This is a genomic window from Stenotrophomonas sp. ZAC14D2_NAIMI4_7, from assembly GCF_003086675.1.
Classification (GTDB): domain Bacteria; phylum Pseudomonadota; class Gammaproteobacteria; order Xanthomonadales; family Xanthomonadaceae; genus Stenotrophomonas.
Genome location: NZ_CP025995.1, coordinates 3,499,412 through 3,519,162 on the forward strand (window position 1 = coordinate 3,499,412; position 19,751 = coordinate 3,519,162).

Genomic DNA, 19,751 nt, shown 5'->3' on the forward strand with positions numbered 1-19,751 from the left:
AGTAGATCCACGCCATGCGTGGATGCGTTTCGAATTCAATCCGAAATTTTCGATTCCCACAGAGACCATCCAAGCCTGGCGTGGATCCACCCGATCGCGGGAATCTGTCGGAGGTGGGGCGGTGTCGGATTGCGGGGTGTCAGCCGCATGGATGCGGCTGCCAAGCCTACACGGACGTACTTGCGGCGTCCCCGCAATCCGACACCGCCCCGCCATCCCGCGGAATGCCGCTTTTGACGTTGACGTTGCATTGAGCAGGTGCAGGGCGCAGCCCTGCAAAAACCCCCTCACCGCAGCTGGCTGTCCTTGCTGCCGCGGCGGTTGTAGCCGGCGTGTGCCTGTTCTTCGTCGTCCAGCGCCTGCTGGCACGCCACGCACAGGCGAACACCGGGCACGGCCTGGCGCCGCGCCAGCGGAATCGGCGCGTCGCACTCTTCGCAGTGTTCCAGACCCGGCCCCTGGCGCAGCTGGCGCCGCGCACGGGCAATGGCATCGTCAACGGTGGCGTCGATCTGGTCCTGGACCGCGCCGTCACCCGCCCAACCGGTGGCCATCACTCACCTCCGCAACTGTCAGGTATATCCCTGATATGGGGACGCTACCCGCAACTGCAATCGGCAGCACCGGGCCCTGCCCGGCGTGCTGGCGGCCGGTTCAGCCGCGCCTTACCAGACCAGGTCGTCCGGCACCTGGAACTGGGCGTAGTAGGCGTCGTCCTCGGCATTGCCCGTGGAAATCTCGGCGGTCGAGCCCGGCTGGCCGTGGTCGACGATGATCGCCTCGGGAGCACGCTCGCGCACCTTCTCGGCGGCCGCACGCGGCAGCAGGGCGTAGCCCTCGCCGTGGGCGACGATGACCAGCACGCCCACCGACAGCGCCTTGCGCAGTTTGGGGTCGATCAGCAGCGTGCGGATGGCCGCGCCGTCGCTGAAGCGGTACTCGTCATCGCCCTTGTGCGGCACCGCATGGGCCGTGATGATCTGCTTCGCCTGCGCCTTCTGTTCAGCCTGGCGGGCCTGGGCATTGCGCTCGGCCGCCAGGGCACGGTCGCGCTCGACCTTCTCGGCGCGCGCGCGTTCAGCTTCGCGCTGCACCTCGGCCGAGGCCGATTCCGCCTTGCCCTGCCGCGCCTTGGCCTGTTCACGCGCGGCAGCACTGGCCTGCGACTTCTTGGCCAGGCCGGCCTTGAGCAATTGTTCCTGCAGCGCGTTGGGCTTTGCCATGGTGGGTCGGTACCGCGTGTAATCTTGGAAGCCCCATTCTACCGACGCCCCGCCGCCCCTGCATGGCCGTCCTGAAGTACCTCACCGGTTATCCGGAGCCCCTGGTGGCCCAGGTCAGCGAACTGCTGGCCCAGGGCAAGCTCGGCCCCTGGCTGCAGCAACGCTACCCCGATCCGCACGAAGTGCGCAGCGACCGCCAGTTGTACGACTACACCCAGGAACTGAAGGACCGCTACCTGCGCAAGTCGGTGCCGCTCAACAAGGTCTGCTACGACAACACCCTGGAAGTGATCAAGCACGCGCTGGGCACGCATACCGCCATTTCCCGCGTGCATGGCGGTCGCCTCAAGGCCAGCCGCGAGATCCGCATCGCCACCGTGTTCCGCCAGGCACCGGCCGCGTTCCTGCGCATGATCGTGGTGCATGAGCTGGCGCACCTGAAGGAAGCCGACCACAACAAGGCCTTCTACCAGCTGTGCCAGCACATGGAGCCGGAGTACCTGCAGCTGGAGTTCGACACCCGCCTGTACCTGACCGAGCTGGCCAACCGCAGCCAGCGCTGACCGGCCGCAGCAGCTACACTGCGCGCCCCCTGACCGACCTGCCCGCCATGGAACCGATCCGCCTCGACAAACGCCTGTCCGCCCTGCTCGGCATCCCGCGCGGGGAAGCGCGGCGCTATGTGGAAGGTGGCTGGGTGACCGTGAACGGCGAAGTGGTGGAACAGCCGCAGCGCCCGGTGGATGAGGACGCGGTGATCGTGGTGGCCGAGCAGGCCAGCGATGAAAAAGCCGAACGGGTCAGCATGCTGCTGCACAAGCCGGCGGGCATGGCGGCCGAGGCATTGTGCGCACTGGTCAGCAGCGCGACGCGCAGCGAACTGGATGCCAGCGGCACCCGCGCCCTGCAGCGCCACTTCCACGGCCTGCAACTGGCCGCCGCACTGCCTGCCGCCGACAGCGGCCTGGTGGTGGTCAGCCAGGATCCGGCCACGCTGGCCCACCTGCAGCGCAACCTGGGCCGCACCGAGCAGGAATACCTGGTGGACGTGGCCGAGGGCGGACCCGAACGTGGCCCGTGGCTGCTGGCGCGCCTGCAGCAGGAAGCCGGCGGGCCCAAGGTCAGCTGGCAGAGCGAGCAACGCCTGCGCTTTGCCGGCAAGGGCCTGACCGCGAAAGGCCTGCGCGTGGCGGTGACCGCTGCCGGGCTGCAGGTGACGGCGGTGCGCCGGCTGCGCATCGGCCGGGTGGCGCTGGGGCCGCTGGTGCCGGGGCAGTGGCGCTATCTGGGCAGCGACGAGCGGTTCTGAGCCTGCCACGGGGTCGGCCCCCTTGCCGCAGGCAAGGGCTCTGACCCCACAAAGCGCCATCCACGCATGGCGTGACCGTGCCCAGAACACCATCCACGCATGGCGTGACCGTGCCCAGAACACCATTCACGCATGGCGTGGATCCACTAGCATGGTGGCATGAGACTGCTGCGTATCGTCGCCATCATCGTTGCTGCGCTGGTGCTGCTGGTGTTATCGGGCCTGCTGCTGGCCGACCACCTCACCCCCAGCGCTCGCGGGCCCGCATCGCAGGTGCTGCCACTGCAGCCGGCGCAGACCGCGATCGATCGCCAGCTGGCGCCGCTGCTGGCCGCCCACCCCGGCCAGTCCGGCGTGGCCTTCCTCAGCGATGGCCTGGATGCCTTCGCCGCGCGCGCGGTCATCACCGAAAAGGCCGGCCGCAGCCTGGACCTGCAGTACTACATCTGGCACGACGACCGGGTGGGCCACCTGATGGCCAAGGCGCTGCATGACGCCGCCGTGCGCGGCGTGCGCGTGCGCCTGCTGCTGGATGACATGAATGCCAAGGACAAGGACGCGCTGATGCTGGCGCTCGATGCGCACCCGAACATCGAGATCCGCCTGTACAACCCGTTCCGCAACCGCAGCGGCATCGCCCGAACGCTGGAACTGGTGCAGCGCGCCTTCAGCGTGAACCACCGCATGCACAACAAGAGCTGGATCGCCGATGGCCGCGTGGCGATCGTCGGTGGCCGCAACATCGGCGAGGAATACTTCAACGCGCGCGACGATGTGAACTTCCAGGACCTGGACCTGGTCGTTGCCGGCCCCGCCGTGCAGCAGGCCAGCGCCATCTTCGACGCGTACTGGAACAGCGACGCCGCCGTTCCGATCAGTGCGCTGGCGCACTACAGCCAGGCGCAGCTGCAGGTGCTGCTGCGCCAGTCCGACCGCGATGCGCTGCATGACAGCAGCCGCCCTTACCTGCAGCGCGTGGCCAGCTCGCGTGCACTGCGCCAGCCCGGCCCCGAGCCCCTGCACTGGAGCGCCCAGGTGCGCATCCTGTCCGACCCGCCGATGAAACACCGCGACGATGTACGCGAGGATTGGCTGGTGACCGCGCTGGCCGCGCAGTTGCAGACCGCCCAGCACGGCGCGCTGCTGATCTCGCCCTACTTCGTGCCCGGTGCCGAAGGCCTGCAGGGTTTTTCGGCCATGGCCGCACGCGGTGTGCAGGTGGGCGTGGTGACCAACTCGCTGGCCGCCAACGATGTGGCTGCGGTGCACGGCGGCTACATGGGCTACCGGGTACCGCTGCTGCAGGCCGGCGTGCAGATCTACGAACTGAAGGCACACGGCGAACCGGGCGACAGCAGCCTGTTCGGCAGCAGCGGCGCCAGCCTGCATACCAAGGCCTTCGTCATCGACGACCGCCGCGGCTTTGTCGGCTCGTTCAATCTCGACCCGCGCTCGGCCTACCTCAACACGGAAATGGGCGTGCTGTTCGACGACCCGGTGCTGGGCGCGCGCCTGCGCCAGGAGTACCTGCGGCTGGCCGACCCGCAGCACAGCTGGTGGCTGGCGCTGGGCGCCGGCAACGAGCTGCGCTGGCTGGAACGGCAGCCACCGCCGCACTGGGTGGAGCGCGAGCCCGGCAGTTCGCTGGGCAAGCGCTGGACCGCGCGGGTGATCAGCTGGCTGCCGGTGGAATCGCAGCTGTAGCGCTTACGGCACGGGCGCCTGGCTGCCCTCCGCGCCGGCTTCATCCAACGTTTCCACGGCGCGCCCGTGCAGCCGTCGCCAGATCCAGCGCAGCGCGTGCGGCGGTGCCGAAGGCAGCTGTTCCAGCAAAGCCTGCATGCGTACCTGGCTGCCATGGCCATGCCGGCACAGCAGGCTGGCCGCGGCCGCCGCACTGCCCAGGCGCAGACTGTCGGCCAGCGGCCCCTGCGCGTCGGCGGCCAGCGCCTGGTGTACCGGTTCGGGCAGGTCCCAGGCGGCGGCCAGGCGTTGCGCAAGCGGCAAGGACCAGCGCTGCAGCAGGTCCAGTGCCAGCGCCGCGTCCACCGTGCTGCCGCGGCCCTGCGCCTCCTGCAGCACCTGCCGCATCACCAGCGCCGCGCCCAGCCCCTGCACCAGCCCCAGCCACTGCGCGGCGAACGCATCGCCGAAGGTGACGGTGCGGGCGTGGTCGGCCGCGGCGCGCGAGGCCAGCAGCGCGTGTTCCCAGATGATCGTGCTGAACTGCGGGAAGACATCGCACTGCTCCTGCATGACCGGCTGTACCAGCACCGCGCTGATGATCTGCCGCACCCCTTCGGTACCGACCAGGGTGACCGCGCGCTGCAGGCTTTCCACCGGCCGCTCGTGCACCTTGTAGGCCGGGCTGTTGGCAATGCGCAGCAGGTTGCCGGTCAGTACCGGGTCCTGGCCGATGATGGCGGCCATCACCCGCGCCGACGCGGCATCGTCGTTGACGGTCTGGATCAGCTGCGGCAGCAGTTGCGGGCGGCGCGGCAGCTGCCGGGTGGCCCAGTCGCGATCCTGCAGGGCGCGGTCCACCGCCTCGCCCAGCGGCGAGCTGCCTTCCCCCGCCGGTTCGCCCAGCAGATGCGGGGACAGCGCGAGCGCATGCAGGCTGCGCTGCAGGTGCGCGGCGACATCGCCGGCGGCCAGCGGCTCGCCCTGCTGGGGACCGGCGGCCGGACGGACATGCGATTCGGCCCGGCGCACCGGCCTGGTCGCGCGCCTGCCCGCCAGCCAGGCCGTCATGGCCTGCCACCAGACCGGCCTCACCGGCGCCCGCCGTGTTGTTGCACTGCTGCTGCCACTGCCTGCACCCGCGCCTTCTTCACATTCGGCGACCTGCCGTCGTCGCAGCATCGGCCGCGCTTTCATCTTCTTTAATGCAGCCGCCCCGGCCGTGCACGGCATCGGCCGGGCGAATGGACTAGAATGGCGCCGCGCGACCCGTCCCCCAGCCATGACGACGTCGCTTTTTTTGTTTTGGGACCCTACCGTTCATTGGCAGTTCGCTGCAGTTCGCCGCTGATCGCGCCATCGGAGACGCCATGCTATTCGAAACCCTCGCCACCACCGGTCATGAGCAGGTGGTGTTCTGCCACAGCCAGGATGCCGGCCTGAAGGCGATCATCGCCATTCACAACACCACCCTGGGCCCGGCCCTGGGCGGCGTGCGCATGCGCCCCTACGCCAGCACCGACGAGGCCTTGAACGACGTGCTGCGGCTCAGCCGCACCATGACCTACAAGAACGCCCTGGCCGGCCTGAACGTCGGCGGCGGCAAGGCGGTGATCATCGGCGACCCGAAGGTGGACAAGACCGAGGTGCTGTTCCGTGCGTTCGGCCGCTACGTCGACTCCCTGGGCGGCCGCTACATCACCGCCGAAGATGTCGGCACCGATGTGAACGACATGGAGAACATCTACCTGGAAAGCCAGTTCGTGACCGGCGTGCACCAGGTCCATGGCGGTTCCGGCGACCCGGCCCCGTTCACCGCCTATGGCGCGCTGCAGGCGCTGATGGCGGCGCTGCGCTTCAAGTTCGGGCACGAAGAAGTGGGCAAGACCAGCATTGCCGTGCAGGGCCTGGGCCACATCGGCATGGAACTGGTGAAGCTGCTGCGTGACCGCGGCGCCAAGCTCTACGTGACCGATCTGGACAGCGCGCTGGTGGATCGTGCGGTCAGCGATTTCGGCGCCGAAGCGGTCAAGCCCGACGAGATCCACGAAGTGAACGCCGACGTATTCGCCCCTTGCGCGCTGGAGGGGGCGATCAACGCCGACACCCTGCCGCGGATCAAGGCGAAGATCATCTGCGGCACCGCCAACAACCAGCTGTCCAGCCTGGACATCGGCGATGAGCTGCATGCCCGCGGCATCCTCTACGCACCGGATTACGCGGTGAATGCCGGCGGCGTGATGAATGTGTCGCTGGAGATCGACGGTTACAACCGCGAACGGGCGATGCGCCTGATCCGCAGCATCTACCACAACCTGACGCGCATCTTCGAACTGTCGAAGCGCGAGAACATCGCGCCGCAGCGCGCGGCCGACCGCATTGCCGAAGCGCGCATCCAGTCCATCGGCAAGCTGAAGATGCCGCTGGGCCGCAGTACCCCGCGACTGGGCAACCTGCGCGGCGGTTGATGGGCGCTGGCCACGCCCGGCAGGCTGCCGGGCGTGGTCACGCAAGGCCGCGTCAGAACGCGGCGCTGTAGCGCAGTGCGACCTGGCTCAGTTCGCCGCGCGGGCCGAAGCGCTGGTCGTAGCCGAAGCTGAGGCGGCTGTTGCGGCTCAGCCACGATTCCACCGACACACCCACCAGGCCACCGGAACGCATCGGCTGCAGCCCGGCCATCGGCGCCCAGGCATCGATGCCGACGAAGCTGGCCTGCGCATCCATGCCGTGGCTGGACAACTGCTGCTGGTATTCGGCGTAGCCGCGCAGCGCCCAGTTGCGCCACTGGCGCTCGGCACGCACGCCGGCCAGGGCCTGGATGCGGCTGCTGGTGTCACCTGCGCTGCGCAGGCCGAAGCCCAGGCCCCCCTGTTCGCTGAAGCGATCGCTGTCCACGCGGGTGTAGTCGGCGCCCAGGTACGGGGTCAGCGAGGCACCGGCCCAGCCGAAGCGATAACCGGCCTCCACGCTGGCCGTGCTGAAGGTGCCGCCGTAGCGGGCGTTGACGCCGTACTGGCCGGCACCCAGCAGCAGCTGGCGATCGATCTCGCGGTTGAACTGGCCGGCACCCACCTGGCCCAGCGCATACGCACCGCCGGCATTCCAGCCGGCGTACAGCTGCGCCTGCGACTGCCGGTCGCGGCCGCGATCGCTGCCCCAGGCGCGGTTGCCGAAGCTGCGCGTTTCACCGAAGGCAAAGCCGAGCACGCCGTTGCTGCCCAGTGCCGTGTCCTGGCCCATCATCCAGCCATGGGTGTCGGCGCCGCTGGCCGAGAAGCTGCCCTGGCCCGCTTCGCCCAGCGCGTTCTGCCAGGCACCGGCCAGGCGCGGTGCGCCCTGCACCTGGCCGAAGCGCGCGGACAGCGCGCGGCGGCCCAGATCGATGCTGTCGAAGGTGGCTGCGGTCGCCAGCGCATGCGCCTTGCCCGACAGGCTGTCCAGGCTCTGCTGCAGTGCCAGGTTGCCCTGCACGCCCTGCAGCGCGCCTGCGCCCTGGGCGAACACACCGGTGACGTCGGTGCCATTGTCGAGCGCTTCGAACGCGCGCTCCACGCGCGAGGCCGAGGCCTGCGTGCTGGCGCCCAGGCCGGCCGCCGATGCCGCGCTGACCACGTTGACCCGATTGATGTTCAGGGTGACGTCGTTGCTGCCATAGCTGAGTGACGCATCCAGCAGGCTGCCCGCATTGAGGCTGTTGCTGACCGCGTTGAACGTACCGGTTACGCCCTGCCAGGCCTGCAGCACGGTCTGGGTGCGGCCGTCAGCCGGTACGTAACCGCTGACGACACTGGACACATGCACGTCGCCGCCCTGCAGGGTGGCCGTGCCAGTGATGGCAAGGGGGTTGGAACCCAGCGAGATCATCAACCGTGCGCCGTTGCGGTGCAGGTAGTTGCCTTCGATGGTCGCGCTGCTGTTGGCATCGCGCACGATCACCATCGCCGCGTTGTCCACGTTGCCCTTGACCCGGGTGGTGCCGGTCATGAACTGCAGCGCGGCCGTGTTGGGGCTTGCCGCCTGCGCGGTGATCACCACGTTGGAAGTGATGGACGCGCCGTCGCGCAGCGCCAGCGTGCCGCGTTCGATGCGGGTGTCGCCGGTGTAGGTGTTGGTGCCGGACAGACCCAGCGAGCCTTCGCCCTGTTTGACCAGACCGCCGCTGCCGGTGATGTTGTTGCTCCAGACCGAATTCAGGCCCAGCTGCGAGACGTTGACGGTGGTGTTGCCCCAGTCGAAGCGGGCCGGGCCGTTCACAGCCTTGCCGACATTCAGAAGACCGTAGCCGTAGATGGCGTCCACGCCCGGCGCGCCGATGTCGGTGGCCGTGCCCAGCAGGGTCTGCCGCACCAGGTCGTTGTCGAAGTACGGGAAGCGTTCCCAGACCAGTGCAGCCGCGCCTGACACCAGGGGCGCAGCGAACGACGTGCCGTAATTCCACTGGTAGCCGTTGCCATTGCGCTCGGGGAACACCGCGCTGCCCGGTGCGGTCAGGCAGTAACGCGCCGCATCGCCACAGGCGTTGGCCCAGCTGGTGCGTTCGCCGGGCTTGTTGGGATCGATGGCGGTGGCCACCAGCCAGCCCTTTTCCAGATCGGCCGCCGGCAGCGAACCGCCCACGCCGCGCTGGCTGGGCAGTGCCGCCACGCTGCTGGGCTGGTCGCGACCCTCGTTGCCCGAGGCGAACACCACCAGGCCGCCGTTGCTCATGATGAAGGGGCGGTACTCGGCCGCCACCTGCACGGTGGTGGCCAGATCGGTCCAGTACAACCCGCCCCAGGAGTTGTTCATGACCTTTACGCCGTAGCTGATCAGGTCCTGGTGGATGCCGGCCACGCCCAGCGGCCCGCTGAATGAGTTGCCCTGGCCACTGCCGTCATCGGTGGGCGATGTGTCGGAAATGATCCGCGCCGAGACAATCTGCGCCCCCGGCGCGATGCCGCCGGGCCAGACGCCCACGGTTGCGCCGGCGGCCAGGCTGGCCACGGCGGTGCCGTGGCCGACCACGTCATCCACGTTCAGATTGTTGCGCGCCGGATCGACGTAGTTGAGGTTGGCCACAACGCGGCCATTGAGCGCGGCCGTGTCGCGCTTCACGCCGGAATCGACGATGCCGATACGCACGCCCTTGCCGGTCAGGCCAGCGGACTGCGCGGCCACGGCATTGGTCTGCACCAGGTGCGCGTTCACCGCCGGCTCGGTGGGTTTGGCCGGGGTGGGCGTGGTGGGCGGCGGGGTCACCGGCGGCGTGGTGGGCGGCGGGTCGATGCGTACATTGCTGCCGCCCCCGCCACCACCACATGCACTCAACGCGGCGACCAGCGCCGAAGCCAGGACCGACCTGCCCATCGTCTTACGTTCCATCGTTTCCTTCCCATGAACGTTGGCCTGCCGCAACCCCTTGCAGGCATCCAGTGCTGCCAGCGGCAGCAACCGCCGACCCTCTATACTGGGTCGACCCCCACGCAGTCTGCCGGGAAATGGCGCCGCTTCCAACGCCCGCCGTCTCCTTTCCGAACATTGCTCACGCATCAACGAGATTGCCATGTCCAACATCGTCATCGCCGCCGCCAAGCGCACCGCCATTGGCTCCTTCCTGGGCCAGTTCAACGGCGTGCCCACCCCGACCCTTGGCGCGGCCGCCATCGCCGCCGCCCTTGAGCAGTCCGGGGTACCGGCCAGCGACGTTTCCGAAGTCCTGATGGGCTGCGTGCTGTCGGCCAATCTGGGCCAGGCCCCGGCCCGCCAGGCCGCCATCGCCGCCGGCATTCCGCTGTCGGCCGGCGCGACCACCCTGAACAAGGTCTGCGGCTCGGGCATGAAGACCATCATGCTGGGCCACGACCTGATCAAGGCCGGTTCGGCCAAGGTGGTGGTGGCCGGCGGCATGGAGTCGATGTCCAACGCCCCGCACATGCTGCCCAATTCGCGCACCGGCAACCGCTTCGGCAACTTCCAGGCGGTGGACCACATGGCCCACGACGGCCTGGTCAATGCCTACGACGGCAAGGCCATGGGTGAATTCGCCGAATGCGCCGTGGACAAGTATCAGTTCAGCCGCGAGGAACAGGACGCCTATTCCATCGAATCGGTGCGCCGTGCACAGGCCGCGCAGGCCAATGGCGCATTCGCCGACGAAATCGTCGCGGTGAAGGTGACCACCCGCAAGGGTGAGGTCGAATTCGCCAGCGACGAGCAGCCCGGCCGTTCGGACATCGCCAAGATTCCGACCCTGCGCCCGGCGTTCAAGAAGGATGGCAGCGTGACCGCCGCCAGTTCCTCCAGCATTTCCGACGGCGCCGCTGCCGTGGTGCTTCTGGCCGAAGAGGATGCGGCCGCGCGCGGCATCACCCCGCTGGCACGCATCGTCGGCCACGCCACCCATTCGCAGGAGCCGGAGTGGTTCACCACCGCGCCGATCGGCGCGATCCACGCCCTGCTGGCGAAGACCGGCTGGACGCTGGACCAGGTCGACCTGTTCGAAGTGAACGAAGCCTTTGCCGTGGTGGCCATGGCACCCATGCGCGAACTGGGCATCAGCCACGACAAGCTCAACGTGAATGGCGGCGCCTGCGCACTGGGCCATCCGATCGGCGCCTCGGGCGCACGTCTGGTGGTCACTCTGGTCAACGCCTTGCGCACGCGCGGCGGCAAGCGCGGCATCGCTACCCTGTGCATCGGCGGCGGCGAAGCGACAGCAATTGCCATCGAGTTGATCTGAAAGGAATTAACGGCGATTTCGCAAAAATGAATGCGGGAGCGCTTGACACCCAATCTTGGCTTGTCATCATGTTGTCGGCGCGCAGTTGCGCGTTGCCTAATCTAACGACGAGGATTCACACAATGAGCATCAACAAGCTGCTGGTCGCTATGTCCCTGGCCCTGGCCCTGGCCGCCTGCTCGAAGCAGGAAGCTGCCCAGGACGCCGCTGCTTCGGCCAACGAAGCCGCCACCGAAGCCCAGGCTGCTGCCGACCAGGCCGCCGCTGCCGGCGCCCAGACCGCCGACGCTGCCCAGCAGGCCGCTGACACCGCCGCCACCGCTGCCGACGCTTCGACCGACGCTGCTGCCCAGGCTGGCGCTGCTGCCACCGACGCTGCTGCCGGCGCTGCTGCCGACGCTGCCAAGGCCGGTGAAGCCACCGCCGAGCAGGCCAAGGACGCTGCTGAAGAAGCCAAGAAGTAATCACTTCTTTCTTCACGCTGTTCTGGAAAAGCCGCTGGTTCGCCAGCGGCTTTTTCTTTGCCTGAATCCCGCTGTTGGCCTCGCGACCGGGCCTTCACAGGGGCCTGAATAGGCTGGCCTCCCCATCCATCGCTGTACCGGAGACCGCCATGAAGATCCGCACGCTGACCACTTCCCTGCTGGCCGCCTCGCTCGTGCTGGCCCTGGCCGCCTGCAAGGGCCCGGAAGCCGAACAGGCCCGCCAGGATGCCGCGCAGGCCGCCGACAGCGCCGGCGCCGCCGCGCGTGATGCAGTGGACCAGGCCGCCGCGGCCACCCGCGAGGCCGCTGACAAGACCGCTGCGGCGTCCGAGCAGGCCGCCGCCGATACCCAGCAGGCGCTGGACAAGGCCGCTGATGCGACCGCCACCGCCGCCGACCAGGCCAAGGCTGCGGCCACCGATGCTGCCGCTCACGCCAGCGATGCCACCGCCGATGCCGCACAGAAGGTGGCCGACAAGGCCCGTGATGTCGCAGATGACGCGAAGGCCAACGCCGCCCACGAAGAAGCCAAGCACTGACGTTGCCCCGGTCGCCGGGCCTGTTCCGGCCCGGCGACGTTACGGCAGGGCGCGCGCCAGCATCTCGCCCAGATCCAGCCCTGGCGGCAAGGTACCCAGCGCCAGGCCATGCTCGCCCTGCAACCGGCTGCGGATGAAGGCGTCGGCCATGGGGCTTTCCGCCCGCAACAGCACGGCGGCCTGCAGCAGCAGTGCCGTGCGCTCGCAGAAGGCGCGTGCCTGCCCCTCATCGAACCCGGGTGATTCCTCCCAGCGCTGCAGCGCCTGCGAGTAGCGCAGGTCGGCAGCGGCTGCCGCCTGCAGTTCCTGTACCAGGGCGGCCATTGTTTCCGGTTCACGCGCCAGCGCACGCAGCACGTCCAGGCACTGGATGTTGCCACTGCCTTCCCAGATCGAATTCAACGGCGCCTGCCGGTACAGGCGCGGCAGCATCGACTCTTCCACGTAGCCGGCGCCGCCCAGGCATTCCTGCGCCTCGTTGACGAAGGCCGGGGCGCGCTTGCACAGCCAGTACTTGCCCAACGCCGTGCCCACCCGCGCCAGCGCCGCTTCTGCAGGATCGATGGCGGCGCGATCCACCGCGCGCGCGATGCGCATGGCCAGCACCGTGGCCGCCTCCGATTCCAGCGCCAGATCAGCCAGCACGTTGGTCATCAGCGCATGGTCCACCAGCGGCTTGCCGAACGCGCGGCGGTGCCGTGCATGGTGCAGCGCCTGGGCCAGCGCCATGCGCATTTCCGCCGCCGCGCCCAGCATGCAGTCCAGCCGGGTCATCATCACCATGCCGATGATGTTGGCCACCCCGCGCCCTTCCTCGCCCACGCGCCAGGCCTGGGCACCACAGAACTCCACTTCGCTGGACGCGTTGGCCCAGTCGCCCAGCTTGTCCTTCAGGCGCATCAGCCGGAACGCATTGCGGTCGCCATCGGCCAGGCGGCGTGGCATCAGCAGGCAGGTCAGCCCACCGGGCGCCTGTGCCAGCACCAGGAAGCCATCGCTCATCGGCGCGGAAAAGAACCACTTATGTCCCGACAAGCGATAACGCTCGCCGTCGATCGGCTCGGCGTGGGTGCTGTTGGCACGCACGTCCGAACCGCCCTGCTTTTCGGTCATGCCCATGCCCAGGGTGATGCCGGCCTTGTCGGCCACCGGCACATCGCGCGAATCGTAGACCGGCGCGGCCGCCTTGCGTGCCCATTCGGCCAGATGCGGTTGCGAGCGCAGCACCGCCACCGCCGCGTGGGTCATGGTGAGCGGGCAACTGGTGCCCGCTTCGGCCTGGTGATGCAGGTAGCTCAGCGCCGCGCGCGCCACGTGTGCGCCCGGTTGCGGTTCGTGCCAGGACAGCCCGGCCACGCCTTGCTGCTTGGCCGTGCCCATCAGCTGGTGGTACGCCGGATGGAACTCCACCAGATCGATGCGGTGTCCCTGCGCATCGTGCGTGCGCAGGCGCGGCCGGTCGCGGTTGGCATCGAACCCCAGGCGGTACAGCTCATCGCCGGCCAGTGCGCCATACACCGCCAGGCGCGGCGCGAAGGCACCGCCGCCCTCCCGCTGCACTGCCTCGACCAGCGCGACATCGTCGGTCCATAACTGCCGCCCGGCGAACGGTGGTGGCTGGTTCAGCACCACGTGCGTTTCGTAGGGAACGTTGCTGCTGAAGCCCGGTCCGTTCATCCATTGCTTCCCGTTGCGGAAAAGGAGCCCATCGATTGTGCCCCATCGTCCGGCCAGCGCGCGTTCAGCGCGATTCTCACCGCCTGCACGAGCGCCGCGCCAGAGTGGCCACATGAGCGACAACGAAGATCTGGTGGTATTGCGGCCAGAAGGCCTGTACTGCGCCGCCGGCGATTTCCACATCGACCCGTGGCGCCCGGTGCCGCGCGCGGTCATTACCCATGGCCATGGCGACCACGCGCGCCCGGGCATGGGCGAATACCACTGCAGCACCGGCAGCGTGCCGATCCTGCGCTGGCGGCTGGGCGATGTGCCGCTGCACGCGCATGCCGAAGGCACGCCCTTTTTGCTGGGCCGGGTGCAGGTATCGCTGCACCCGGCGGGGCATGTGCTGGGGTCGACCCAGGTCCGCATCGACGATGGGCGCCAGGTCTGGGTGGCCTCGGGCGATTACAAGCGCCAGCACGATCCCACCTGCACGTCGTTCGAGGTCGTGCCCTGCGATACCTTCATCAGCGAAGCCACCTTCGCCCTGCCGATCTACCGCTGGCCGCACACCGCCGATGTGGCCGCCGACATCGTGGCCTGGCGCCGCGAATGCGCCGCGCGCGGGGAAGCAGCGGTGCTGCTGTGCTACGCACTGGGCAAGGCCCAGCGCGTGCTGGCCGAACTTCTGCCGCTGGACGACCAGCCGGCCTGGCTGCACGGCGCCATCGCCAATGGCGTGGCGGTCTACCGCCAGGCCGGGGTGGACATGCTGGACACGGTGACCGTGGCCGAACAGGGGCGTACCCCGGATGCGGCCGGGCGGCTGATCCTGGCCCCGCCGTCGGCGGCGGGCACGCCCTGGCTGCGCCGCTTTGGCCGTCACCAATTGGCGTTCGCGTCGGGCTGGATGCAGCTGCGCGGCAACCGGCGCCGGCGCAATGTTGACCGCGGCTTCGTCATTTCCGACCACGCCGACTGGCCGGCGCTGCTGCAGACCATCGAACAGACCGGCGCGCGCCGCATCATCGCCACCCACGGCAACACCGATGCGCTGATCCCCTTCCTGCGCGAGCGCGGCGTGGCGGCCGAGGCATTCCGCACCGATTTCGGGGCCGAGGAATGAAGGCCTTCGCCGCGCTCTACCAGCGCCTGGACCGCAGCACCGCAACGCTGGACAAGCGGGCCGCGCTGGTCGACTACTTCCGCGCGGCGCGCCCACGCGATGCGGCATGGGCGCTGTACCTGCTGAGCGGTGGCAAGGTAGGCGGCGCGCGCCGCAAGGTGGCCGCCAGCGGCGAGCTGCGCCGCTGGATTACCGAGGCGTCCGGGCTTCCGGCCTGGCTGGTGGAAGACAGTTATGCGCAGGTAGGCGACCTGGCCGAAACGCTGACCCTGTTGCTGGATGACCCGGCAACGCCGGCCCCCGAGCGGGCCCTGGCCGACTGGATCGAACAGCATCTGCTGGCGGTGGCCAACCAGGACGAGACGGTACGCCACGCCGCCGTGCTGCAGGGCTGGCAGCAACTGCCCGCCGCCGAACGCCTGGTCTTCAACAAGCTGCTGACCGGCGCCCTGCGCGTGGGCGTATCGCAGCGGTTGGTGCAACAGGCGCTGGCCGAATGGTCGGGGTTGGACATCGCCCGCATAGCCCAGCGCATGCTGGGTGAGTGGGTGCCCTCGCCCGCCGCGCTGGCGCAGCTGCTGTCGCCTGACGAGCTGCCGACCGACCGCCAGCAGCCCTACCCGTTCTTCCTGGCCTCGCCGCTGGAAGGCGCGCCGGCCGAACGGCTGGGCGCGCTGGATGACTGGTTGCTGGAATGGAAGTGGGACGGCATCCGCCTGCAGCTGCTGCGCCGGAATGGCGAGGTGGCCCTGTGGTCGCGCGGCGAAGAGCGGCTGGATGGTCGCTTCCCCGAAATCGAACAGGCCGCCGCCGGACTGCCCGATGGCTGCGTGATCGACGGCGAGCTGCTGGCCTGGGACAGCGCCGACGACCTGCCGCGCGCCTTCACCGCCCTGCAGACCCGCATCCAGCGCCGCAAACCCGGTGCCACTACCCTGCGCAACACGCCGGTGCGCGTGCTGGCCTACGACCTGCTGGAACGCGATGGCCAGGATCTTCGCGAGCTGCCGCTGCACGAACGCCGCACGCAGCTGGCGCAGCTGCTCGATGCACTGGCCGATCCTCGCCTGCAGCTCTCGCCACCGGTGCTCGCCGAGGACTGGGCCGAGGCCGCGCACCTGCGTGACGGTGCCCGCGAACGCGGCGTGGAAGGGCTGATGATCAAGCGCCGCGATTCGGTGTACCAGGCCGGGCGCCGCCGCGGCGACTGGTGGAAGTGGAAGATCGAGCCGCTCACCATCGATGCGGTACTGTTGTACGCGCAGGCCGGCCATGGGCGGCGCAGCACCCTGTACACCGACTACACCTTCGGGGTCTGGGACGGTGACGCGCTGGTACCGGTGGCCAAGGCCTATTCGGGCCTGGACGACAAGGAGATCCTGGCGCTGGACCGCTGGATCCGCGCGCACACCCGCGAGCGCTTCGGCCCGGTGCGCAGCGTCGACGCCGTACAGGTGTTCGAGCTGGGATTCGAAGCGGTGAACCGCAGCAGCCGGCACAAGTCGGGCATCGCGGTGCGCTTCCCGCGCATCCTGCGCTGGCGCCACGACAAGCCCGCCAGCGAGGCCGACCAGCTGCACACCCTGCAGGCACTGGCGCGATGACCCGTGCGCAGGCCCTGCAGCGCCTGCAGGCGTGGTTCGCCGCGCGCGGCTGGCGCCCGCTGCCGTTCCAGCGCGCGATGTGGCGGCACTACCTGGCGGGCGAATCGGGCCTGCTGCACACGCCCACCGGCAGCGGCAAGACCCTGGCGATGTTCGGCGGGCCCCTGCTGCAGGCCTTGATCGATCCGCCGCCGGCGCCGGCGCGGGCCAGCGCCGTGCGTCCGCTGCAGGTGCTGTGGGTCACCCCGCTGCGCGCACTGGCCAGCGATACCGCACGCGCGCTGCAGACGGTCATCGATGGCATTGGTCTGGGCTGGAAGGTCGGCCTGCGCAGTGGCGATGCCAGCAGCCGCGAGCGGCGCCAGGCGCGCGAGGGACGCGTGGATGTGCTGGTGACCACGCCCGAATCGTTGGCGCTGTTGTTGAGCTATCCCGATACGCTGCCGCGCATGCAGCACCTGCGCTGCGTGGTGGTGGATGAGTGGCATGAACTGCTGGGCAGCAAGCGTGGCGTGCTGCTTCAGCTGAACCTGGCGCGGCTGCGCGATGCCAGCCCCGGCCTGCAGCTGTGGGGTCTGTCGGCCACGCTGGGCAACCTGCAGCAGGCGCGGCAGGTGCTGCTGCCCGGCCAGCCCGACGCGCCGCTGGTGGAGGGCGCGCGGCAGCGACCGGTGCAGGTGCAGACCCTGCTGCCGCCGGCTGGCGAACGTTTTCCGTGGGCCGGCCACCTGGGCCTGGTGCAGTTGCCGCGGGTACTGCAGGCGATCCACGGCGCACGCAGCACCCTGCTGTTCACCAACACCCGCGCACAGGCCGAACTGTGGCACCAGGCGCTGGCCGCAGTGTGGCCGGAAGACGCCACCAGCCTGGCCCTGCACCACGGCTCGCTGGACCCGACCCTGCGCCAGCAGGTGGAAGACGGCCTGCGTGCAGGCAGCCTGCGCTGCGTGGTGGCCACCTCCAGCCTGGACCTGGGCGTGGATTTTCCGGAAGTGGACCAGGTCCTGCAGCTGGGCAGCCCCAAGGGCGTGGCGCGCCTGCGCCAGCGCGCCGGCCGCGCACGCCATCGTCCCGGTGCCAGCGGCCGCATCACCTGCATTCCCAGCCATGCGCTGGAGGTGGCCGAATTCGCGGCAGCACGCAACGCGCTGCGCGACGGCGTGGTGGAAGCACGCCGTCCGCTGGTCCTGTCGCTGGACGTGCTGGCCCAGCACGCGGTGAGCTGCGCGCTGGCCGGTGGCTTCCAGGCCGATGCGTTGCTGGCCCAGGTTCGACGCACCCATGCCTTTGCCGATCTGACCGATACACAGTGGCAGGCCGTGCTGGACTTCATCGTGCAGGGCGGCCGCGCGCTGTCGCAGTATCCGGATTTCCACAAGGTGCAGATCGATGACAGCGGCATCTACCGGGTGCCCGATCGCCGCCAGGCCCTGCGCCACCGCCTGTCGATCGGCACCATCAGCAGCGATGGCAGCGTACGCGTGCAGTTCCTGCGCGGCGGCAGCCTGGGTTCGGTGGAAGAACAGTTCGCCGGGCGCCTGCGCCCGGGCGACCGTTTCCAGTTCGCCGGGCGCCTGCTGGAGCTGGTGCAGCTGCGCGACATGACCGCCTATGTGCGGGTGGCGCGTGGGCGCGGCGACGGCAGCGTGCCGCGCTGGCAGGGCGGCCAGCTGCCCTTGTCGATGCCACTGGGGCAGGCGTTGCTGTCGGTGCTCTCCGGAAGTGATGACAGTGCCGAATCAACGTGGCTGGCGCCGCTGCTGGCGCTGCAGGCACGCGTGTCCGCGCGGCCCTCGCCGGCGCAGCTGCTGGTGGAGGACGTGCGCCGCCGCGAGGGCCAGTTCGTGTTCGTCTACCCGTTCGCCGGGCGCCACGTGCATGAAGCACTGGCCGCGCTGCTGTCACTGCGCTGCACGCGGCTACAGCGCAACAGCATCGGGTATGCAGTGAACGATCATGGCCTGGTGCTGGCACCGGCACAGCCGATCACCCTGGATGCGCAGGCGTGGCATGCGCTGTTCACCCGCGACGGACTGCTGGACGATCTGCGCGCGGCCGTGAACCTGGGCGAGCTGGCACGCCGCCAGTTCCGTGGCATCGCGCGAGTGGCCGGACTGTTGGTGCCCAGCCTGCCCGGCGGCATGCCGCGCTCGCTGCGCCAGCTGCAGGCCTCCGCGGGCCTGCTGCATGACGTACTGCGCCAGCACGACCCCGAGCACATGCTGCTGGCCCTGGCCGAGCAGGAAGTGCTGCAGGACGCATTGGATCTGCCCGGGCTGCAGCAGGTGCTGGCACGCATTGGCGGGCAGACGGTGTCGCTGCAGCAGCCAGCCTCACTCACGCCGCTGGGTTTTCCGCTGTGGGCCGAACGCCTGCGCGGCCAGTTCAGCAACGAAGACTGGCGTACCCGCGTACAGCGCGCGGCGCAGCAGCTGGAACGCCGCCATGGCGACTGAGCTGGCCATGCAGCTGGGAGGGCAGACGCTGCACCTGCTCGGCGCGCGTGCGTTGCTGTGGCCGGCCCGGCAGGCCCTGCTGATTGCCGACCTGCACCTGGGCAAGGCCGATGTGTTCCGCCGCGCCGGCATCGCCCTGCCCTCCGGCGGCACCCAGGGCGACCTGCAACGGCTGCAGGCGCTTGTGCAGCAGCACGGGTGCCGCGAGCTGTGGATCCTGGGCGATATGCTGCATGGCCCGCTGCACCGCACGGCGTGGCTGGCGCAATGGCTCGCCTGGCGCGAGCAGCAGGCGGGTCTGGACGTGCATGTGATCCGTGGCAACCACGACCGCCAGCTTGCCGCACCGGCGCTGCGCGTGCAGCTGCACGATCAGGTGCGACTGGGGGATATCGTGCTGCGCCACGAACCACAGCCCGAAGCCGGCGCCTGGGTGATCGCCGGCCACCTGCATCCGCAGATCGCCCTGCCGGCGCTGCGCCGCCGCTTTCCGGCGTTCTGGCTGCGCCCGGGAATCACCGTGCTGCCCGCGTTTTCTGCGTTCACCGCGGGCGTGGTGGTACCGCCCGCGCGCGACGAACAGCGCATTGCCTGCGTGGAAGACAGCCTGGTGCCAGTACCGCCCCGCCCGGCTTAGGCCGGGCGTGCCAGCATGTCGGGCATCAATCGAAACGTAGGCTCGCTGTTGCCGGCATGGCGCGGCAGCGCACGCACCGCCGCCAGCATTTCCTGCGCGCAGGTGCGGATGTAGCCATGGTGTTCGGCGCCCGCGTGGCTGATCAGACTGCCCACGTGGAATTCAAAGACATCCTCCAGCACGTCGGGCTGGTCCTCGTGCAGCATCTGCAGCAGACCGCGCAGTTTGCAGATTTCCGATTCCAGCTCGTGGACCGCGAACAACATGGCATCCTCCTTCGAACGTGCGGCGCATCCGGGCCGCAGCAGG

17 protein-coding genes are annotated in these 19,751 nt (G+C 69.3%); 11 read left to right on the top strand and 6 right to left on the bottom strand.

The window, feature by feature from the left end:
- Positions 1–287 precede the first annotated feature (287 nt).
- Positions 288–554 (bottom strand): DksA/TraR family C4-type zinc finger protein, encoded by a 267-nt coding sequence (locus C1922_RS16095; protein WP_108750680.1) that lies wholly within the window; start codon positions 552–554, stop codon positions 288–290.
- Between the two features lie 111 nt (positions 555–665).
- Positions 666–1,223 (bottom strand): DUF2058 domain-containing protein, encoded by a 558-nt coding sequence (locus tag C1922_RS16100; RefSeq protein WP_108750681.1) that lies wholly within the window; start codon positions 1,221–1,223, stop codon positions 666–668.
- Between the two features lie 62 nt (positions 1,224–1,285).
- Between C1922_RS16100 and C1922_RS16105 the strand changes: the two genes are divergently transcribed.
- From C1922_RS16105 to C1922_RS16115, 3 genes are all read left to right on the top strand, one after another.
- On the top strand, positions 1,286–1,786 hold the full coding sequence (locus tag C1922_RS16105) for a M48 family metallopeptidase (protein WP_108750682.1): 501 nt from the start codon (positions 1,286–1,288) through the stop codon (positions 1,784–1,786).
- A 47-nt stretch (positions 1,787–1,833) separates the two neighbouring features.
- A complete protein-coding gene (locus C1922_RS16110) occupies positions 1,834–2,532 on the top strand; it encodes an RNA pseudouridine synthase (RefSeq protein ID WP_108750683.1) in 699 nt (232 codons plus the stop codon).
- Positions 2,533–2,691: 159 nt separating this feature from the next.
- Positions 2,692–4,236 (top strand): phospholipase D family protein, encoded by a 1,545-nt coding sequence (locus tag C1922_RS16115; RefSeq protein WP_108750684.1) that lies wholly within the window; start codon positions 2,692–2,694, stop codon positions 4,234–4,236.
- A gap of 3 nt (positions 4,237–4,239) precedes the next feature.
- Here the strand turns inward: C1922_RS16115 and C1922_RS16120 are convergent, their stop codons facing one another.
- Entirely contained in the window at positions 4,240–5,310 is a 1,071-nt protein-coding gene (locus C1922_RS16120) for an HDOD domain-containing protein (RefSeq protein ID WP_108750685.1), read from the bottom strand.
- A gap of 275 nt (positions 5,311–5,585) precedes the next feature.
- On the opposite strand from C1922_RS16120, the gene C1922_RS16125 reads away from it, so the two are divergent.
- Entirely contained in the window at positions 5,586–6,683 is a 1,098-nt protein-coding gene (locus C1922_RS16125) for a Glu/Leu/Phe/Val dehydrogenase dimerization domain-containing protein (RefSeq protein WP_108750686.1), read from the top strand.
- 52 nt (positions 6,684–6,735) lie between these two features.
- On the opposite strand, the gene C1922_RS16130 is transcribed toward C1922_RS16125, so the two are convergent.
- Positions 6,736–9,576 (bottom strand): autotransporter serine protease, encoded by a 2,841-nt coding sequence (locus C1922_RS16130; protein ID WP_108750687.1) that lies wholly within the window; start codon positions 9,574–9,576, stop codon positions 6,736–6,738.
- Positions 9,577–9,757: 181 nt separating this feature from the next.
- Between C1922_RS16130 and C1922_RS16135 the strand changes: the two genes are divergently transcribed.
- From C1922_RS16135 to C1922_RS16145, 3 genes are all read left to right on the top strand, one after another.
- Positions 9,758–10,933 (top strand): thiolase family protein, encoded by a 1,176-nt coding sequence (locus C1922_RS16135; protein WP_108750688.1) that lies wholly within the window; start codon positions 9,758–9,760, stop codon positions 10,931–10,933.
- Between the two features lie 122 nt (positions 10,934–11,055).
- Positions 11,056–11,397, top strand: coding sequence for a hypothetical protein (locus C1922_RS16140; RefSeq protein ID WP_108750689.1), 342 nt, complete (start codon positions 11,056–11,058; stop codon positions 11,395–11,397).
- Between the two features lie 149 nt (positions 11,398–11,546).
- Positions 11,547–11,957, top strand: coding sequence for a hypothetical protein (locus C1922_RS16145; RefSeq protein WP_108750690.1), 411 nt, complete (start codon positions 11,547–11,549; stop codon positions 11,955–11,957).
- A 39-nt stretch (positions 11,958–11,996) separates the two neighbouring features.
- Here the strand turns inward: C1922_RS16145 and C1922_RS16150 are convergent, their stop codons facing one another.
- On the bottom strand, positions 11,997–13,634 hold the full coding sequence (locus tag C1922_RS16150) for an acyl-CoA dehydrogenase family protein (protein WP_108750691.1): 1,638 nt from the start codon (positions 13,632–13,634) through the stop codon (positions 11,997–11,999).
- A gap of 112 nt (positions 13,635–13,746) precedes the next feature.
- Here C1922_RS16150 and C1922_RS16155 point away from each other — a divergent pair, with 112 nt between their 5' ends.
- From C1922_RS16155 to pdeM, 4 genes are read left to right on the top strand one after another with little or no spacing between them, the layout of a single operon-like run.
- Complete coding sequence (locus C1922_RS16155) at positions 13,747–14,745, top strand: ligase-associated DNA damage response exonuclease (protein ID WP_108750692.1); 999 nt, start codon at positions 13,747–13,749, stop codon at positions 14,743–14,745.
- Positions 14,742–16,349 (top strand): ATP-dependent DNA ligase, encoded by a 1,608-nt coding sequence (locus tag C1922_RS16160; protein ID WP_108750693.1) that lies wholly within the window; start codon positions 14,742–14,744, stop codon positions 16,347–16,349. The genes C1922_RS16155 and C1922_RS16160 overlap by 4 nt, the downstream gene beginning before the upstream one ends.
- Positions 16,346–18,805 (top strand): ligase-associated DNA damage response DEXH box helicase, encoded by a 2,460-nt coding sequence (locus C1922_RS16165; protein ID WP_108750694.1) that lies wholly within the window; start codon positions 16,346–16,348, stop codon positions 18,803–18,805. The genes C1922_RS16160 and C1922_RS16165 overlap by 4 nt, the downstream gene beginning before the upstream one ends.
- Positions 18,795–19,442 carry a ligase-associated DNA damage response endonuclease PdeM gene (pdeM, locus tag C1922_RS16170; RefSeq protein WP_108750695.1) on the top strand — a complete coding sequence of 216 codons (648 nt, stop codon included), beginning with the start codon at positions 18,795–18,797 and terminating at the stop codon, positions 19,440–19,442. The genes C1922_RS16165 and pdeM overlap by 11 nt, the downstream gene beginning before the upstream one ends.
- On the opposite strand, the gene C1922_RS16175 is transcribed toward pdeM, so the two are convergent.
- On the bottom strand, positions 19,439–19,708 hold the full coding sequence (locus tag C1922_RS16175) for a hypothetical protein (RefSeq protein WP_108750696.1): 270 nt from the start codon (positions 19,706–19,708) through the stop codon (positions 19,439–19,441). The genes pdeM and C1922_RS16175 overlap by 4 nt on opposite strands.
- Positions 19,709–19,751: the final 43 nt, after the last annotated feature.

Coding starts and splice junctions, on each gene's coding strand:
- C1922_RS16100 (WP_108750681.1), bottom strand. CDS start 1,223: ATGGCAAAGCCCAACGCGCTGCAGGAACAATTGCTCAAGGCCGGCCTG.
- pdeM (WP_108750695.1), top strand. CDS start 18,795: ATGGCGACTGAGCTGGCCATGCAGCTGGGAGGGCAGACGCTGCACCTG.
- C1922_RS16135 (WP_108750688.1), top strand. CDS start 9,758: ATGTCCAACATCGTCATCGCCGCCGCCAAGCGCACCGCCATTGGCTCC.
- C1922_RS16115 (WP_108750684.1), top strand. CDS start 2,692: ATGAGACTGCTGCGTATCGTCGCCATCATCGTTGCTGCGCTGGTGCTG.
- C1922_RS16095 (WP_108750680.1), bottom strand. CDS start 554: ATGGCCACCGGTTGGGCGGGTGACGGCGCGGTCCAGGACCAGATCGAC.
- C1922_RS16105 (WP_108750682.1), top strand. CDS start 1,286: ATGGCCGTCCTGAAGTACCTCACCGGTTATCCGGAGCCCCTGGTGGCC.
- C1922_RS16145 (WP_108750690.1), top strand. CDS start 11,547: ATGAAGATCCGCACGCTGACCACTTCCCTGCTGGCCGCCTCGCTCGTG.
- C1922_RS16130 (WP_108750687.1), bottom strand. CDS start 9,576: ATGGAACGTAAGACGATGGGCAGGTCGGTCCTGGCTTCGGCGCTGGTC.
- C1922_RS16110 (WP_108750683.1), top strand. CDS start 1,834: ATGGAACCGATCCGCCTCGACAAACGCCTGTCCGCCCTGCTCGGCATC.
- C1922_RS16150 (WP_108750691.1), bottom strand. CDS start 13,634: ATGAACGGACCGGGCTTCAGCAGCAACGTTCCCTACGAAACGCACGTG.
- C1922_RS16160 (WP_108750693.1), top strand. CDS start 14,742: ATGAAGGCCTTCGCCGCGCTCTACCAGCGCCTGGACCGCAGCACCGCA.
- C1922_RS16125 (WP_108750686.1), top strand. CDS start 5,586: ATGCTATTCGAAACCCTCGCCACCACCGGTCATGAGCAGGTGGTGTTC.
- C1922_RS16140 (WP_108750689.1), top strand. CDS start 11,056: ATGAGCATCAACAAGCTGCTGGTCGCTATGTCCCTGGCCCTGGCCCTG.
- C1922_RS16175 (WP_108750696.1), bottom strand. CDS start 19,708: ATGTTGTTCGCGGTCCACGAGCTGGAATCGGAAATCTGCAAACTGCGC.
- C1922_RS16155 (WP_108750692.1), top strand. CDS start 13,747: ATGAGCGACAACGAAGATCTGGTGGTATTGCGGCCAGAAGGCCTGTAC.
- C1922_RS16165 (WP_108750694.1), top strand. CDS start 16,346: ATGACCCGTGCGCAGGCCCTGCAGCGCCTGCAGGCGTGGTTCGCCGCG.